Consider the following 18,326-nt stretch of genomic DNA (forward strand, 5'->3'; position numbering starts at 1 on the left):
AAGGATGTCATATTCAAGTAGATATGGGAAAAGACCTCAAGAGTTGGCAAGTATGTCATCTCATTCAAATATTATTAATGATTCTGACGTTCGAGAATTCCTTGAAAATTGTGAATATCCAAAAGGAAAAGAAGAAATATCAATTAATGATACACTAATCATTGATGTTAACTTTCCGAATTCAAATCATGTAAAACACATAATTGCTGTCGATGGCGGTTATTCGACAGTCCCGGTAAAAAAGACTTTTCCTTCCTCGCTACTCACATTTTTTCAATTCGGAACGCTGTTACTAAGTACAAATGACCTTGATCATATTTCTGAGCAACCTTTTATTTCTAGGGAAGCAATGACGAAGCTGAAGGATTTGGAAAGAGATAAGCTGGTTTTGCCCACTAAAAATGTTGCATATAATAAGTCTAACTCATTAGTCGAATCTGTAAGGCAGAGCATCTACCGCTTTTTTCAAAGAAAGGATGACGGAACGACTCTTTTAGAAACATTGCATTGGTTCTTATATGAAGAGTATAATCAACCAATTGATTCGTATCAGTTAGCTAGTTGTCCTCATTGCCACGAAACTAGAATAGACCTCTATAGAACAAAATTCCATCCGGACTTTTCTCAAGATTGCGAGAATTGTGGAAGGTCAATATTGATTACCGATATTTTTCGATTCCATGAAGTAGTGGACAATGAAACAGGTGCTGGAGGTATTTTGGGTTATTTGACCAATCTCATTGAGCATTTCAACTTAATACATCAAATAAAAAATGTAAGGGCCTCAAAGCCAGAACTTCTCCAATCATTCATGTTCATAAAAGACGGTCCTTTGGCTTTCTTTGGTCAAACTGCTGGTTTACATAAGCCCATGAGAAGACTCTGCAACTTCTTGTTTCAAACTAATAATTTGTTTTTTGCAGGGCTTGAAAAATCAGGAGCATTCGTAGAGCATGCAGATGAAATAAAGGATTTGATAAAACCAGGCCAGGCCTTAATTCTTGACAATAAGCATATATATCAAAACATTCTTCCAGGTGATCCTGATACACCGGATCCATATGGAAGTACATCTTACTATAGTTCCAAACTGATTTTCAAATCAAGAGATGAACGTATGCATGTTGTTACGTTACCTGTTGATAGTGAATCAATTGTACTTAATCCGCAACGAAAAGATTTCAACAATCTTGATATGATTCTGTGGAATATCGAAAAACTTAGATGTGACATGTATGATAATGCCATAATACCTGTTGCCCTTGCCAATAAGCTGATATCATTATCTAATCACCCAAGTTCTGTTATTCTTGAAAAGTTTGCCACAAAGACCGTAAAATGATTTTCGTTGATAGAAATATTGTCAGTATTCCAGAGGTGTTTTCCACTAAAGAAATGGAAATTGCTAATGATAGATTAAAAGAATTTTACAATCAACCAAGTAAATCCAGAAGTCAAAAGCGATACTCAAGGCCTTTTGAATTTGATCTTAGAGAACCCATTAAAATTTCATTGCACAGTTTATTTAGAAGCAAATGTGCATACTGTGAATCAATTGTTAAGAAAGGATCAAAAACAGAATATGATCACTTTAGACCAAAATTTGGTGCAAGAGGTGACGAGAAGGAGTTTTCTCAAGATCATTATTGGTGGTTAACCTACAATTGGAACAATTTCTATTTGGCGTGCTCAGAATGTAATCGATATAAGGCAACTTGGTTTCCGGTAGTTGGTAAAAGGGCGAAACCTGAAAGCAATTATGAAGATATCCTCAAAAAGGAGAAACCTTTATTTATAGATCCCTGTAAGGATATGCCATCTGACCATTTCAGTTTTAATAATTCTGGAGAAATTGAATATTTATCTGAAAGAGGAAAAGTAACAATCGAATTGCTTAATCTAAACAGAAGTAAGCTTGTAGGGCTCAGGAAAAATGAAATTCAAAATACTTTCGGAGAATGGGAAGAACTGTCAAAGCTTTGGCGAAAGAAAGAAAACAATTGGTCTAGAATTAATGAAATAGTAGCAGCGTGGCGCGAAATAATTTCTGAGAAAAGTAGTCGACCATATGTCGCAGCTACAAAGACACTAATCCTTGATAGAATTCAAACCATTTCAGAAATTGAGGAACATATTTTAGACAAGACTTCTCAAAGTGACCTTCAAAAAATCAAAACTAAAGATCCGATTAAGAAAAAGGTTGTTCCCAAACCCAAAACAACCCCAAAAGAGAATGTAGTAAAAATACCCACAAAGACTTCTGATTTATCAATCTCAGCACACACGCCAACTATTAAAACCAATCAAGTTTTTCTGGAGAGACTTGAATTGAAAAACTACAAGTGTTTTGATTATATAAACCTCAATTTATCGCAAACAAGGCTAGATAATAGTGAAAGTGGTGAACCCTGGCATTTGATTCTTGGTGAAAATGGTGTAGGTAAAAGCTCAATACTTAAAGCAATTAGTATTGCATTACTTAATAAATCATCTATAGCAAAGCTGTCACATGAGATCAATTCAAAAAAATTACTTAAGAATGGAAAACAATCAGGTCACATTAAGCTGACATATAATCAAGGTCAAGAAGTCATTGTCAATTTTTCCAAGAAGGATAACTCAATCAAAACAAGTGTTGAAGAACCCCTAACAAACATAATTGCATATGGCTCAGTAAGATTATTACCAAAGGGTGATATAAGATCTGAGCAAAGTGAATTTAACAATATCAGAGTTGGTAACCTCTTTGATTATTCTATCGCTCTTAGAGATGCCAATGAATGGTTGTTATCAAGAAGTCGAGGTGAATTTGATAGAGAAGCAACCACTCTGAAGGAGTTAATGCTTCTTAATGAAAATTGTGTCCTAAGAAGAATTAATAAAGAGATACAGGTTACTTTCCCTGACCAAAAACCCATTTCTATTGATGAGTTGAGTGATGGATATAAAATGGTTTACGCTATGGCCGTTGATATCATGTCAAGCCTTTCATCAGAGAATATTAATTATAACCTGGCACATGGAATTGTACTAATTGATGAGATAGGAACGCACCTTCATCCCAGATGGAAAATGCAAGTTGTTGAAAGGCTGAGGAGCTCATTTCCAAATCTTCAATTCATTGTTTCAACCCATGAACCACTCTGTTTACGGGGCTTGGGGCCAGGTGAAGTTATAGTTCTGGCAAAAAATGATGCTAATGAAATTATTGCAATAGATGATTTGCCTGATCCAAGCGAGCTTAGAATTGATCAAATACTAACCTCAGAGTTCTTTGGATTGAAAAGCACATTTGACCCTAAAACCGAACAAATCTTCGAAGAATACTATGGACTATTAGCGAAAGATGAAGAGGAGAGGGACTTGAAAGAAAAGACGCGACTTGTTGAGTTGAGTCAGCTTATTCCTCGTATCAAGCACCTTGGAGACAATATTCGTGAGAATTTAGTATACCATGTTATTGATGAATTGTTAGCAAGAAAAGTCAAGGATGAAGGAATGAAGATGGAGGATTTAAAAAAAGAGGCTGTTGAAAGAGTGATTTCAATTTGGGAAAAAATCGAGCAGGAGGGATGATAGAAATCGATAGGAATACTATACCAAAACCTAAGGTTCTTGATGGTACAAATTCGAAAGGCGGAAAGGAAACTGCTAAAGCTATAGCTTATTACTCAAATCCATTCAATACTAAGCCTTATAAGAAATTTTCAGTATACAGAGATAAAGAAGTTAAGGAAGCCCTTATTAAGCTTTTCAAAAAGAAATGTGCCTATTGCGAAAGTACTTTTCTTCATGTCTACTCTGGGGATATTGAACATTTTAGACCTAAAGGTGAAATTGATGAAGCAAATCCGTCAAAACCTGGGTACTACTGGCTCGCAGCAGACTGGGATAATTTACTTCTATCGTGCAGGAATTGTAATCAAAAGCTTACTCATCAGATTCATGGTGAGGCCAATGCTAAAACAATGGGCAAAATGAATCAATTTCCTTTGATTGATCCACAAAAGTATGTCAGATCACATAGCAATCCAAATGGCATAAATAATGAAGAGTCATATAGATTGTTACTTAATCCTTGCGAGGAAAATCCTGAAATCCACCTTGAATATGACATCAATAGTGGTGTCATAAAACCTAAAAAAATAGATGGTATTCCAAGCGAAAAAGGTAAAAAATCAATAGAAGTATATGTATTGCAAAGAGTTCCTTTGGTACAAGCAAGAGAAAAGGTGTTAATAGAAATTCTAGCACAAATCCAAAGAGTAAAAGAAGGTGTGAAAAATGTAAATGATAGTCTCACTAAAGAGACTGCAATGCAGATCTATTTCAACGATATTCTTAAAAGGGAATTAACAATATTGAAGAAGTACATGAAGCCAACAGAACCGTATTCCGCTATGGCAAAACAAGTTATTGGTGAATTTATGAAAAGTAATTTCTCAGTAAATGTGTAATATGTGAACTGGGTCGGATACGAGAAAAATCTTCCAGTATAGCAATATTATGTTAAGTAAGAATTGAGCGATGGCCTGCCAAAATACCTGGGCGTGGGTAGGTCAGTGGACTAATAGGTAATTATTTTGTCGAAACGTCGAACCGCTAGTTTTTTGCATACTTTTTATCACAGCATCGGCTGCCGATAAAAAAGGATGAGCCCAACGGCTTGAGAGATTAAGCGAACATTGTTGAAAGTAAGCCAGTCTTTGAAACTGCCTGCAAGGCTCAAGGAGATTCTCACGTCATCATTCAGCTTATCAGCTGACTGATTCCTCAGAATGACGCTCTTAATATGGCTTGTGATATTATTAATTATATAGGCAAGGATGTGTTTTGCCTTAATCTATAAGCGGAATCGTTATTGAACTTGATCGCGAAGGACTCATCAGGATCGATAACTGATTTTATCGGTGCGACGGACGCTTAAATATCCGCTGCGCAGCTATTCCGGCAAATCCATATTAATGTTATATAATTAATATTATGTTAAATATAACTATAGACAATCCAGTCTTATGACCTTTATTGCCTAATTTTTACATTTTTATAAACTGTATGGAATCCTGGAAATCATTCCCCTTCAACTTCAATATGAATATTCCCCTTTCGATACTTTCGATGTTGACAGGCTGAGAGAATACCTTGGAGTTTTTGATCCAGCTACCCTCGGTCACTAATGCTCCGGAAAGATTTACAATCTGGTAATCCAATTGACCTTTGTATGCGTTATCCAAATCCAAAATTAGACTGTGCGTCCCAACCTTTACTGGATTCGGGTATAAAGAAATACCTCCAGGATAATCATTAGCGTCTGCACTGAGAATTCCGTCTACAGAGATTACCAATGGAACTTCATAAGATCCTTCGCTGTTTGAAAGCCCGACACGTACCTGGTAGCTGCTTTGATCGATAAATCTTGTCGCTTCTTCAATCACCAATTCATTGGAACTATTGATTGAGAATTTATCATTGTCAGCATCACCCTCGCCAGACACCAGCAGATATTTTCTAGGATACGAACCATTTCCAGACAACTGACCGACTATTGTACCAGCCGCTTCTTCATCTTCCAATTCAGTGTTCGAGATTTTCAATCTGCTTGGCGCATGGGTTTTGGTGTGTAATGTCAGCCATTCGTACCAGGTATCATCTTCTGCTGTCCAGTTGTAATATTCTGTACCTGAAATGGTGCCTTCTAGCTGCTCCTTGCCTTGACCAGTGTTGTCATAGACTTCTTCCCAGGCACTATGTCCCATGCCTTTGTAGGCAGTTAGTCTTGATCTTTTGGGATCTAAGCTCTGTACTGCATTGTGGAAGTTCTCTACAGCCCCTATTGCATTGGGTGAAGAATCATTGGTCCCGTGATGAATCCATACATATTGGTCATTGTTGATGATCCTTTGTGCATAATTGTTGGCATTATTCAAATTGGTTGACATGGGGGTCAGCGTGGCAAACATCTTATACAAGTCGTCATTTTCGACAATAAATTCTCTAATACCATAGCCCCCAGCTGATAGTCCAGCCAAATGCAATTGATAAAAATCTATGTTGTCAACGTATTCTTCTGTAGCCCATTGTACGAAACGGGTCAATCGGGATGGATATGCGCCTCCAAAGTATCCATTGTGATCCTGAGGAGCAAATACGATAAATGGGATATCATGGGTTTTGAGCCATTCGCAGATTTGATCATTGTATATCTTATTCAAATTGTTCAGGGAGCCATCGCCATCTTTGCCCAGGCCATGCAGCCAGAAAATGACTGGGTATTTGGTTTCACCAGAATCATCGAAATTCTCGGGTAGATAAATGACAAAGCCTCTGGGGTTCAAGAAGGAAGCTTTATTGTTTTGTGTTTTAATGGCAACCTTTGATACCGTACCATTTTGTGCTAAGGCCTGCCCTACGATCAACAAGAGTAACAGGTAGATTGGAATGATTTTCATTGGGGTTGAATTCTTTACTGAAAGTTTAAGTTTATGAATTCATAATACATGCTGAGGATAAAGTTATAATAATTATAGAATTAATATAAAATAATCAGGATTAAAGCAGTGTTATTCTTTTCTGAATTCAGATAGAGGTTGTTAGTTTTAACATTAAAGCCTCATTTAAAACCTTTGAATCATTAATGGTAGTTACTATCGTAAATAACGTTATTTAACTGGATACCTAGCTTTGCCGGTTTATCACTATTTCAGCCAGTCTCTCCTCTGTGGCGTATACGATTCCACAATGATTGAAAAATGTGCTGTGCGAACTATTGAAGTCTAGCACTTGTCCCTGTGCATCGCAGAGCGGCAACTTCATCTCCTGAAACAGACAAGCCGTAGACGCAAAGTCCCAAATGCTGCCGCCACCGCGTTTGCGCTTGGGCAATTTGAAATACAGCGCGTGTGGACTGGCTGCTACACGGGTGGCCTGCAGTATAGCACCAGCACCACTGATATATTCGAGCCCAGACAGTCCCATGTATTTAGCTTCTTTCTCTAGCGCCTGTAGCACGCTTTGGTATTCGGCCAGATGTCTGACGCCACCGTCGATCATCACGTAGAGCTTGTCAGTTTCAGTTGACCAATGCTGCAGCAGTTCTCCCGATACGTCCAGACCTTTGATCGCTGTGAGACGCTTATTTGTGATCGGCTCGTGTATCACTCCGATCTGTGGCTCTCCTGAGCGACTCATCAGCGCGATGCTCACAGAATAGCCCGGTCTGCGCTCTGTAAAAGCCAAGGTACCGTCCAGCGGATCGATGCACCAAAAATAGTCTTTGTGAAGACGCGACTCGTCATCTTCAGACTCTTCGGTCAGCAGACCCAGGTCATAGCGTTGTATGCTGGCCTGCAGGTGTTTCAGTATGATGTCCTGACATTTCAGATCCACCCAGGTCACCACAGACGAAGCTTCGCTGCTGCCGTGTTTGGTGTCTACCTTGATCTCCCCGCTGTTGTGCTGACGGATGAAAGCGGCCGCATCTGCTGCGGCGGTTTCTGCCAGTTGGGCCAATTCGCTGAGCTGTCCAGTATTTAATATCATAGGCAATTTTTGTAATCTGAATCTAAGATCAGATTCAATCTAGCCCTAAGTGATCAGACAGACAAATCAGGCGTAAATCAATTTGTTATCTCTTTGTTAACTATTTCCTGTCTTCTCGCTCGATCTGCCCATCTCTCATTCTCACGATCCTCTTGGCATATTCGGCTATGTCTTCTTCGTGCGTCACCATGATGATGGTGTTGCCCGCTTCGTTGAGCTCGTCGAATAGCTGCATGATTTCATAAGAAGTCTTGGTGTCCAGTGCACCTGTGGGCTCATCCGCCAGTATCAAACTCGGATTGTTGACCAGAGCTCTGGCTATGGCCACTCTTTGTCGCTGACCCCCTGACATTTCGTTGGGTTTGTGTTCGTAGCGTTCGCCCAATCCTACCCGCTCCAGAGCGGCCATGGCACGTTCTTTTCGTTCTTCTTCGCCGATACCTGCATAGACCAGCGGCAAGCCTACATTGTCCAGCGCCGACTGTCTGGGCAGCAGATTAAAGTTCTGGAATACAAAACCGATTTGGGCATTTCGGATGCTAGCCAGGTCATCGTCTTTCATGTCAGAGACCAGTGAATCGTTGAGCCAAAACTCCCCTGCCGTAGGTGTATCCAGACAGCCGATGATGTTCATTAATGTGGTTTTACCCGATCCCGAAGGGCCCATAAAGGCCACATACTCCCCTTTTTGGATTTCTATATCCACTCCATGCAGGGCTTTGACCAGGTTGTCTCCCATGGCATAGTGGCGACTCAGTTCGTTTGTTTTGATCAGTGCTTCCATGGTTTACAGGCTTTGGTTGTTGACGAAATCGTACAGAGTGAGGTAGCGCAGCTGGTAGTAGGCCATCCAATATTCTCTCAACGCGCGTAGATAGGCCTCCTTGGCCTGGTCTTTGGCCTGAAGTGCCAGGTTCAGATCCGTAACGGTGATATTGGCGACCAGGTAGCGTTCTTGCGAGATGTCGTAGCGACGGTTGGCGATTTCATCTCCGCGCTTCGTAGACAATACCCGAGCTCTGAGTGTCGGCATTTGCTTCACCAGGGTGATGATTTCTGCCTCGAACAATTGCTCTTCCTGCTCGATGGTGTTTTCTACCAGATGCTGATTGGCCAGGGCTGTTTTGTAACTGGATTTTCTTCTGTTCCAGTCCAGAATCGGCACATTCACACCCACCGCATAGCGCTGCGTATTTTGGGCATTGCCATATACATCTCTATAGGATTCTCCCTGATCAGTCAGCCCTATTCTTGCTCTCAGGTTGATATTGAGCGTGTTTTCACTCTTGGCCTGGGCCACCTGACTTTCCGCTTCCAGCAGTCTTCTTTTGAAACTCACATATTGCTGTCGGTTCAGTTTGGCCTGCGATAGCGCTTTGTCCAGATCAATGTCAAACTCTGGCACTTCGTCAGGTATCAACAGATTGTATGTATCGTTCTTGTCACTACCGATGAAGGTATTGAGGCTGAGACGATTGGTTTCTACCTGCAGTTTGGCATTGGCCATGTCTCGCTCGGCGTTGAGCTGGTTCAGTTCCAGTTCGAGCAATTCGTTTTCAGCGATCTTGCCAAGGTTGAAGCGCCCCTGTCCTATTTTGTAGTTGATGTCGCTGTTTTCCTTGTTCTTTTGGGCGATTCTTAATCGAATCTGAGCCAATAGCAGGTCAAAAAACAGTTCGGTAGTTTGGTGTGCGATGCGCACATTTTCTTCCTTGTATCGCTTCACGGATTCTTCGTATCTCAGTGGGTCGATCTTGCGGTTCCACTTCCAGGGATTGTAGGCAAAGAGCGGTTGGTCGATCCCTACTACCAGCGGTTGACTGGCATAAGATGTGCCTTCATTGGCACCCAGCAGTACATCGTTTCGTTCCAGACTGCTAAAAAGGGAGACGCTCCCTCCTGTCCATAATATATTTTGATCCAGGCTCAGCCTCACATCCGAATAGAGGTTTTGTACATCTTTGAACTGCTGCGAACCATCTGGCTGAATCACGGGAATGATACTTTTCTGATAGTCGGGCAAATTACCCTGTAGACTCAGACTGGGTTTGATCATCGAGCGCGAACGCTGATAGGCCCAGTAGCTGTTTTCTTTTCTGTTTTCGGCCTTTTCAGCTTCCAGAGACTGCATCTGTGCATAGTCTATGACACTGGTCAAACTCATGGAGCGAAGCAGTAAATCTTCGGATGCCTGTTGAGCGACCGGAGAAGAAAGTGTATCGCTGATTTGTGCTTGTGTCACCAGTCCTAAGAACAGCAGTGGCAGGAGGCAAAGTAATTGCTGTGGCATGTGGGTTGGGATTAAAATTCTATTCATAACGCAAGGATTCGATTGGATTTTGAGAGGCGGCTCTTTTGGCTGGCATATAGCCAAATAGTACGCCTACAGAGGCAGAGACACCAAAGGATAAAAGGATAGATTCGAAGGATATGACCGTAGGGATGTCTGCAAATTGACTAACTGTAATCGAAAAGCCAATGCCCAGAATGATTCCCAATAGTCCACCAAACACACTGATGAGAATGGATTCCATGAGGAACTGTAGGATGATGTCCTTCTTTTTGGCGCCCAGAGCGATCCGAAGACCGATCTCTTTGATGCGCTCCATCACAGAGGCAAGCATGATATTCATGATGCCGATCCCCCCGACGAGCAATGAAATACCGGCAATGGCCCCCAGTACGATATTGAAGATGTCATTGGTGCGCTGCTGCTGTTTCAGTAGCAACTCTGGGATGGTGATTTCGAAATCTACCACTCCGTTGTGCCTACGGGTGAGCATGCGTCTAATGACACTGGAGGTAGTAGTCAGGTCTTCTGTCTTGTCTACTTGTACCACGAGTTTGTCCAGCTGGTGATAATTAGTCGCAGTGGTTTTGCTTTCCTGATTATTATCGTTTTGCTGACTCTCCATTCTAAATTGATCGATGGAATGACGCGTGACCCGAGATCGGTCTTTGAAGCGAATCAGCATAGTCTGCAGGGGGATATATACATCCAGATTGGCATTGCGAATCCCTAGTGACTCGAGATTGGTATCCGTAAAGTGACGTTCGTCTAGCACTCCCACGATGGTCAACCAGTTTCCCCCACATTTGATTTGCTTACCTATGGGGTCCTCCTGACTAAAAAAGCGCGTTTCGATGGCTTTGCCTATGACACAGACCGGATCACCATTTTCCAGATTGACCGAAGAAAAAGGTAGCCCCTTATAAAACTCAAAGTCATAGACCTTGAAGTAGCTGGTGTCCACGCCTATGATCTTGGCAGAGCGACGGACGCCTCCATGTACCACATAGGACTCTAGTTCTATCTCAGGACTCATGTCAGTGATACCAGGGATCACTTCCTTCATGTTCTCCACATCCTGCATGTGCAGTCCAGGCGAAAATTTGTTATTGCCATTGGACTTCTTCTCACCATCGAGTTGTTCTTCTTTTTGCTCGACGATCGGTTGGATCACGATGTTATTTACCCCGATCAGCTTCATTTGCTTGATGATTTCTTGTTGGGCGCCATTGCCTATGGCCAGCATGGCGATCACTGCACTCACCCCAAATATGATTCCCAGAGCGGTTAACAAAGAACGCACCCTGTTCGCTAAAATGGCCTCTAAGGCAATCTTAAACGAAAAGATGATTTTATCCGGTAGCACTATTGGAGCAGGTCGATGGGTTGGTCAGCAACTTTTGGACTTTCGTTGAGAGCGATCTTCGTCCCCTCTTTGATTCCGTCTGTGATAACGGCAAATTGATCATTGGTATCTCCTACGTTTACCTCTTTCTTCTTGTAGCCAAAGCCTTCACTCACGATCAGATAGTTGATCGAATCGCCCTGACTATGGATGGCCTCCAGCGGCACATAGACACAGTCTTCCAAAGATTTGATCAAGATCTGGTTGGAGGTGGTCATAGAGGGCCTCAGTATGCTGTCATATTCATGGATCAAAACGGAAACCTCAAACACCTTGCTATCTGAGTTGGGCTTTTGCTCTCCCACATTGGCCACTTTGATTACTTCGCCATTCAGTTCCTTATCTGGAAATGCATCCAAACCTATTTTTACAGATTGTCCTTTTTTGATGTTACGGATATCTACTTCATTGACATAGGTGCGAGAGATCATTTTGGATAGATCCGGTAGAGTAGCCACGATTGGACGGTAAGACATGATCTGGTCGCCCGACTTGATCTTGGCCCCTCTCCAGTCTTTGGAATAAATGACCATGCCATCTTCCGGAGCAAAAATGGTAAAGCTGGATTTTAGGTCGTTCATCATTTGAACCTTTCTCCTGATCGTTTCACGATTGGCTGCTGCTACGGTCATCTTAGCGTCCATTTGGGCCTTCTTGATCTTATAGTTTTCGGTAGCCTGCTGCAGTTCACGTTCGGCTTTCTCTAGTTCCATTTTGGCTTGCTTGATGGTAGCGGGAGGCTCAAAAGCAGATTGCTCTACTTTGATCTTCTTCTCCTCTACTACAAATTTCATGTTGAGCAACTTGTCTCTTTGCTCACGCATCGTCAGCGTCGTATCCAGTTTGGTAGAAGTGTATTCGGACTCTACTCGGGTCAGTTCGTCCATACTGTTTTTGATTTTGTCTTCCAATGAAGAGCCGTCCAGACGAGCCACATAATCTCCTTTCTTCACAACGGTTCCTTCTTCTACGATGTGATCCATCCGGGTGTCCCAAATACCCGCTGCTTGCATGCCATCTCCTGGCCCCATGATTTTAACTGATTTCTGGGCTTCTAGTTCGCCGGTGGTGGTCACTTGAATGGCCAGGTCTCCTTTGACGGCTTCTGAAATTAATACAGATTCTGCCTCCCCTGAGGAAGTGAGTAGCCAAGTGGGAATGATTGCAATTAGGACAACCGCAACAATGATTAAGTTTCGTTTGGACTTCATGTCTTAGTTCGTTGGTTATTAAATGTTAGTGTGATAGTTGGTGCCTTTACCTCATCAACTAAAAATATAGTTCTAAATAAGCGTGTATTTTACACTTATCAAAATTTTCAAAACAAAACAAGCAAGGATCAGGCCATTAAGACCAAAACCTATTGCTTTTTTCAGATATGCAGGAGATTCATTGCTTTTCGACTCAGCTTTTCGCTATAACCATGCATTTTCCAATGACCCGGGCTCCAACCATCCAGGAAGCGATAAAAATCCGCCCAAGCGAATGGGTACAATGCCCTCCATTCTGCTATGACCGCATCGCTATCTACTTTTTGATTGTAATGCTTACATGCATCAGATAGTTGCCCGAAGTAGTGATTGAGCAATTCGTCCTCCAGGGCTTCACAGTCTTCCTCATCGAGACAGCTGCTGATAAAGTAGGCCACATCTTTCATGCCACAGCCCCGACCGATGTATTGGAAATCCACCGCTGCTACCTCTGCAGTATCCTTGCTGAAACAGAAGTTGGCCAGCTTAGCATCTCCATGTACCAGTGTGTGAAATTGGGCCTGATTGAGGCGCTGATCGATCGCTTTGGCTGCCTTTTTCAAGGCCTGGTTTTGCATGGCCTGCCATTCGTCTGGTCGGGTATCCATATGCCAATAGGTACCGATTCCCCAAAGTCCATCACCCCCATGATTCAGGTGTTTCGCATGAAAGTAGGCCAGCCAGCTGAGGCAGGATTTGATCTGTGTGAGATCGATGTGATGGTGTCTAAGTGAAAAACCTGCTTCGTTGAGGTCTTCGAGAATCATGAGCATCTCCCCTTCTTGTTGCCAACTGTAGATGCCTAGCGGGATGCGGCAGTGTGGATCGATCGCTTCGGTTTGACTAGCATACCAGTTCATTTCTACCTGATAGGATTTGAGCTTTCGCTGATGTCCGATGTCCGTATTCCAGCCCCTCGGGTGTTGGCTTTGGTCTGGCAGTTGCACATGCTTGACCACCACTGCGGCTCGCTCTCCTCCTTCCAGCTGACATCTCGAGATCTCCCCATAGCCACTCCATAGACTCTGGATTCTTTGCGTGTGGATGATGAATTGACTCCCGGTGTGTAGGAGGATTTGCTCTTTGATTTGTTCGGTCATTCAAGACTAAGTTAAAAGTGCAAAGTTAAAAGTGTAAAGCCTGCCCGACGAGAGTTGGGTTAAAAGTTTTTCGTACCCACGCCTAAGCGAATATGCAAGCTATTTGACTAAATAGATTTTCTTTATAATGGTGTTTTTCCGGGATGGTGTGCTAAGAGTTTTATAATTTCATAACTATTTGATATATTGTGTTTTATGATTTGTTGCGTAAAGTATGATTTGAGGTGTGGAACAGTGGGTTTGGGTGGGTTTGCGTTTCGAATCCCCCTTACCCCCTTTTGGAAAGCAGGGCTGTTGCATTCTAATTGATTAGTTTGTTTAGAGTCTCAATATCATTGGCTACCAGTCTGGTGGCCTTTGCTATTTGATTCATGCCTTGTTTTCTAAATATATTCATTGCACCATTTTTAAGCGTGGATATAATTGATGGAGCGTTGCCTAATCTGATTTTAGAGGCATCTTCTTTCATCGTTACATCTTTGGTCCAGTGTAGACTGTTTTCAATGTGCCAATGATTCCTTATCCCATAGTTGTATAATAATGCACTTCCATTCTTTATGCTGCTTAAATAATACGCGTTTTCTTCCCTGTAGCGTCCATTGACTTTTACTTCTCTTCTAATTTTGATGCCGTGTTGTGCACCAGTCCATTGTTTTTTTATTTCCTCTGGCAAATTGAACACTGTTACATCTCTATTTTCTATTCTTCCTTTGTTTCTCTCTAGCTGAGAATAATAACCTATAGGCTTTTCTTGGGCACACTTTTCGATGCTCTGGTAGAGTGTCTTTTGATTTTTCTTCACTCCAATTACATAATTATTTCCACTAGCTATAATCACTTCTACCGTTTTTTTTGACAATGAAGAGCATCCATAGTAAAGACCACATCTTTGAGATCCAGCATCTCTATTAATTGACGAACTACAGGTATTTCACTCTCTTTTGAGTTAATGACTTCTCCATTGGCTAATACCATTTTCTGTCTGGAAACGAATACGGTCACTAGATTGATGAAATTCTGATACGACTTTGAATAATCACTCATTGTACCACCGATGGCCTTGCCATCTACACTAAGCTATTCTCCAGACTCTATCGAAACATAGGCTTTACTCCACTGATAGAATTGATGAGAAAAGGAATCAAAATCCAATCCCATCAACACTCTTCGAATAGTATAAAAAGTCGGTAATCTGTCTTGTTTGGGCTGAAAAGTAGACAATAAGTTCTCTCTATTTCTTTCTATAAAATCTCCAATAGCACGATAACCATAGTAGCCGCTCATTACCGACATCAGCACGATGACCAGTACCAATTCCAGAGAATGTCGCTGACCCGCACCACGCCTGTGATCCTTCACTTTTCCTAAATACCAAATGATACTTTCTGATGCCATTTTTAATTTTCAAGTTAATCCATTTTTTAGAATGCAACAGCCCTGCTTTGGCAAAGGGGGATTTATATCTATCAGGCTACAGTGGAATACTAATCACCTTAAATGCCTTTCAAACATATATTCAAAGCATCCACTGATGACCGGGGAATCAATTCCCCATTTCGTAAAGAGGCGAATAGCTTCATCAATCGATAGTTGAGTACTTATAGCCAGGAATCATTATTAAAGACCTGAGAAGATGGTCTGATTTCGCAAGGACCTGCAGTATTAATTCCCCCTTTCGTAAAGGGGGCTTAGGGGGATTTGTGCGACACAACACAAGTCCCTAAAGCCCATACTCTGACTTATCGATTGGCTTGAAGCGGCCTTTGTTTTTGTTTAAAGATTCATCTTTGTCGAGCATCTGTTGGATGTCGAGTAGGACTTTGTCCAGCTTTTCTGATTGACCTCTGAGTAGTTCTATCAGTTCCTCTATCTCTTCCCTTGATTTGTTCTGACTAAATAGCTGAATGATCCCTTTAATATTGGCCACTGGTACGCGCAGGTTGTGCGCATTGATAAAGGCGTATTCAGCGAGCTTTTCATTCTTGTGGCGCAGTTCTTTGGTTCTGGCCTTGACTGTTTCTTCCAGGGTTTCATTAAGGGCATTCAGGGATTCGTTATACATCTTCAGCTCATCGGCTTGTTCCTTTACCTTGTTGTTTTGATGCTCTAATTGAGAGGTCCTTTCATCAACTAGTAGTTGTAGACGTTTCTTTTGGTCGTTGATATAGGAAGTGCGCAATCGAACGATCATCAATATGATCAAGGCTCCTGCTATTATCATTATGCTGTAGGCCCACCAGGACTTCCACCAGGGAGGTAAAATGATGATACGAAGTGTAGCACCCTTCTCATTCCAAATGCCGTCGTTGTTGGTTGCCTTTACCCGAAGCGTATACTCTCCAGGATTCAAATTAGAATAGGTGGCCTTGTGATCGGTACCCACATAGTTCCACTGGTCCTCCAGCCCCTCTAGCATAAAGGCGTATTGATTGTTCTCGCTACGGGTGAAATTGACCGCAGCAAACTCCAGACTAAATACCGATTGCTCATGGGTAAGTGTGATTTCGTCAAGGGTAGAGATATGTGCATTGAGTGGAGATTCTTCTCCTCCTATTTTGACTTCCTGATTAAATATTTTGAAACTGGTGAAGTAGACTGGAGGCAAATTAGGATTCTTGAAAACACTGTCTGGATGAAAAATATTGAAACCATTCATCCCCCCAAATATCAATTCCCCTGTACTCAATCGGGTAGCCGCATATCGTGAGAATTCATTGCCCTGCAAACCATCGCTGATGTCATAGGTTTCTATTTCCTCATTGTCAGGATCAAAGCAAATCAAGCCACTGGTAGTTCCTAACCAAAGCTTGTGATTGTCGTCCTCGGCGATGGATACTATAGTTTTACTGGGCCATTCATCGTTTTCACCATAGGTTTTTATTTCACCTGTTTGTCTTTCTATCCGATCGAGTCCCTGATCAGTCCCTACCCATATATATCCTTGGTGGCCTTCCAGAATTTGATAAATGATCTTCTTTTTCTCAGAGAGGATAGTGAATTCTGGCTTTTCATTTTCCTTGTTCATCAGCCGCACTACGCCTGCATTTTCGGTACCGATCCATAGGTCTCCCTGACTATCTTCTATCAAGGTAGTGAATCGATTGAAAGGAAAGAAACTGTCAGGCCCTGGTTCTCCATATAGCATCCTGAAGGTCTTTTCCTCCCAATTGTACTGCATCAAACCTGTGCCAAAATTAGCTGCCCAGAGATTCCCTTTTTGATCCCGGATGATATCAAAGAAATGGTTCATAGGAAAGGAGTTCCTGAAACCTTTGTCACGATAATGAGCAAAGGTCATTTGATCCCGATTGGTGAGCACATTGATACCTGCAGACCATCCTGTCACCCAAAGTTTTCCTGAGGGGTCTTCTGCCAGACCTAATATTGCATCGGAATTGAGCGTCGTTTTATCGTCTGGATCGTGCATGTAATAATCAAAGGTATTCTCACTTCGATCCCAATAGTTGAGTCCACCCCCATCAGTGGCAATCCAAATGTTACCATTCTCTTCTTCATAAAAATCCCGAACCAGATTATTATTTAAACCCTTTTTGCCTCCCTCCATGTGCTCGTAGTGAGTGAATTTGGTGTAATAGGGATCGAAAACATCCAGACCTCTAAAGGCTGTGCCTACCCAAAGTCTGTCTTGAGAGTCGGTATAAACACATCGCACTGAATTTTGGGCCAAACTGCGGGGGTCATTTTCTCTATGCTCATATCTTGTGAACTGCTCTTTGCTTCGGTCAAACAAATGCAGTCCTCCGTTTTCATTCCCCACCCATAGTCTTCCTTTCTGATCAATGTGCAACGTATACACTTCATTGTTCGACAAGGTGTTAGGATCATCAGGGTCATTGACAAATCGCCTGGTCATGACGCTGTCTTGCCTGAGCTCCAGGTGATACAGACCCGTTCCTTTGGTGCCCATCCATACAGTACCATCCCGGTCGGCCTCCAATGTCCAACAGAAATACACCCACTCCTCCTGGCCCTCTCTGGTATATAGTTTTTTATGGTTAGTGGCATGGAGGGTTTCGGTGTCTATGATATAAAGCCCATCATCAAAGGTGGCTACCCACAATCTACCATCCTTATCAAGTGTCATTCCCCCAGTACGTCGAGAATTGATTTGACCTGGAGCACTGCCAGTAGGGAAATGAACAAAGTGGTCTTCTTCCCAATAGAATAACCCGCGAGATTCGCTGGTAATCCATAGTCTGCCAGTATTATCTTCCAATATGCCTCTAATCCAATTGTCGTTGAGCATATCGTCCTTTTTAGTACCTACATTCGGTAAGTGTTCAAAACGATTCAGCTTCCTGTCGAACCGGGCTACTCCTTCATTGGTACCTACCCATAGTTGTTCATTTTGATCCTCATATATTGACAATATATAATTGGCTGGCAAGCCTTCTGCATCTGTAAATAGTTCGAAATTGGTGCCATCTGACTTGTGAAGACCTCCATCCGTCCCTATCCACATGTAACCATAGGAGTCCTGGCAAACCGTCTCGACGAGGTTTTTCACCAAAGGTTTCTGAATGTGTTGAAATTGAAGTCTTAAGGGGTGTTGGGAATGAGCAGCAAAGCCATAGATTAGCCCAAAAGCTATTAAAACTCCGATCCTAATCCTTTCTCTCATGCTGTGCCCGATGTTGTCTAATCTAATATAATCTTAATTAGAGATTAAAAAAACAACTTGAGTTGATTTGTACTTGATTGATAATCAAATAACTCCTTCA

Annotated in this window: 14 protein-coding genes; 3 read left to right on the forward strand and 11 right to left on the reverse strand. The window is 42.1% G+C overall.

The genetic code is table 11. The features are described 5' to 3' along the window. Positions 1 to 4: 4 nt before the first annotated feature. From N7U62_RS04940 to N7U62_RS04950, 3 genes are read left to right on the forward strand one after another with little or no spacing between them, the layout of a single operon-like run. Complete coding sequence (locus tag N7U62_RS04940) at positions 5 to 1,342, forward strand: hypothetical protein (RefSeq protein WP_264136782.1); 1,338 nt, start codon at positions 5 to 7, stop codon at positions 1,340 to 1,342. Further along, positions 1,339 to 3,576 (forward strand): AAA family ATPase, encoded by a 2,238-nt coding sequence (locus tag N7U62_RS04945; protein ID WP_264136783.1) that lies wholly within the window; start codon positions 1,339 to 1,341, stop codon positions 3,574 to 3,576. The genes N7U62_RS04940 and N7U62_RS04945 overlap by 4 nt, the downstream gene beginning before the upstream one ends. Further along, the gene (locus N7U62_RS04950) at positions 3,573 to 4,457 is read left to right on the forward strand and encodes an HNH endonuclease family protein (protein ID WP_264136784.1); all 885 of its coding nucleotides are present in this window, start codon (positions 3,573 to 3,575) and stop codon (positions 4,455 to 4,457) included. Before N7U62_RS04945 ends, N7U62_RS04950 begins: the two co-directional genes overlap by 4 nt. Before the next feature lie 579 nt (positions 4,458 to 5,036). Here N7U62_RS04950 and N7U62_RS04955 read toward each other — a convergent pair. From N7U62_RS04955 to N7U62_RS05005, 11 genes are all read right to left on the reverse strand, one after another. Then, positions 5,037 to 6,449: a T9SS type A sorting domain-containing protein gene (locus N7U62_RS04955; protein WP_264136786.1), complete on the reverse strand. Its 1,413-nt coding sequence runs from the start codon at positions 6,447 to 6,449 to the stop codon at positions 5,037 to 5,039. 226 nt (positions 6,450 to 6,675) lie between these two features. After that, complete coding sequence (locus N7U62_RS04960; protein WP_264136789.1) at positions 6,676 to 7,539, reverse strand: 3'(2'),5'-bisphosphate nucleotidase CysQ family protein; 864 nt, start codon at positions 7,537 to 7,539, stop codon at positions 6,676 to 6,678. Positions 7,540 to 7,639: 100 nt separating this feature from the next. Continuing rightward, complete coding sequence (locus N7U62_RS04965; RefSeq protein WP_318840636.1) at positions 7,640 to 8,323, reverse strand: ABC transporter ATP-binding protein; 684 nt, start codon at positions 8,321 to 8,323, stop codon at positions 7,640 to 7,642. 3 nt (positions 8,324 to 8,326) lie between these two features. Next, positions 8,327 to 9,856, reverse strand: a complete 1,530-nt coding sequence (locus N7U62_RS04970; protein WP_264136790.1) for a TolC family protein — start codon at positions 9,854 to 9,856, stop codon at positions 8,327 to 8,329. Then, on the reverse strand, positions 9,849 to 11,195 hold the full coding sequence (locus N7U62_RS04975) for an ABC transporter permease (RefSeq protein ID WP_264136791.1): 1,347 nt from the start codon (positions 11,193 to 11,195) through the stop codon (positions 9,849 to 9,851). The genes N7U62_RS04970 and N7U62_RS04975 overlap by 8 nt, the downstream gene beginning before the upstream one ends. Then, positions 11,195 to 12,445 carry an efflux RND transporter periplasmic adaptor subunit gene (locus N7U62_RS04980; protein ID WP_264136792.1) on the reverse strand — a complete coding sequence of 417 codons (1,251 nt, stop codon included), beginning with the start codon at positions 12,443 to 12,445 and terminating at the stop codon, positions 11,195 to 11,197. The genes N7U62_RS04975 and N7U62_RS04980 overlap by 1 nt, the downstream gene beginning before the upstream one ends. Before the next feature lie 161 nt (positions 12,446 to 12,606). Then, positions 12,607 to 13,584 (reverse strand): phosphotransferase, encoded by a 978-nt coding sequence (locus N7U62_RS04985; RefSeq protein ID WP_264136793.1) that lies wholly within the window; start codon positions 13,582 to 13,584, stop codon positions 12,607 to 12,609. A 301-nt stretch (positions 13,585 to 13,885) separates the two neighbouring features. Continuing rightward, the gene (locus N7U62_RS04990) at positions 13,886 to 14,443 is read right to left on the reverse strand and encodes an ISAs1 family transposase (RefSeq protein ID WP_264136244.1); all 558 of its coding nucleotides are present in this window, start codon (positions 14,441 to 14,443) and stop codon (positions 13,886 to 13,888) included. Beyond that, positions 14,425 to 14,628: a hypothetical protein gene (locus N7U62_RS04995; RefSeq protein WP_264136794.1), complete on the reverse strand. Its 204-nt coding sequence runs from the start codon at positions 14,626 to 14,628 to the stop codon at positions 14,425 to 14,427. The genes N7U62_RS04990 and N7U62_RS04995 overlap by 19 nt, the downstream gene beginning before the upstream one ends. 33 nt (positions 14,629 to 14,661) lie before the next feature. After that, the gene (locus N7U62_RS05000; protein ID WP_264136795.1) at positions 14,662 to 14,979 is read right to left on the reverse strand and encodes a transposase family protein; all 318 of its coding nucleotides are present in this window, start codon (positions 14,977 to 14,979) and stop codon (positions 14,662 to 14,664) included. Between the two features lie 325 nt (positions 14,980 to 15,304). Further along, complete coding sequence (locus tag N7U62_RS05005; protein ID WP_264136796.1) at positions 15,305 to 18,226, reverse strand: two-component regulator propeller domain-containing protein; 2,922 nt, start codon at positions 18,224 to 18,226, stop codon at positions 15,305 to 15,307. Between the last annotated feature and the right edge of the window lie 100 nt (positions 18,227 to 18,326).

This window comes from Reichenbachiella ulvae (genome assembly GCF_025833875.1).
Taxonomy (GTDB): domain Bacteria; phylum Bacteroidota; class Bacteroidia; order Cytophagales; family Cyclobacteriaceae; genus Reichenbachiella; species Reichenbachiella ulvae.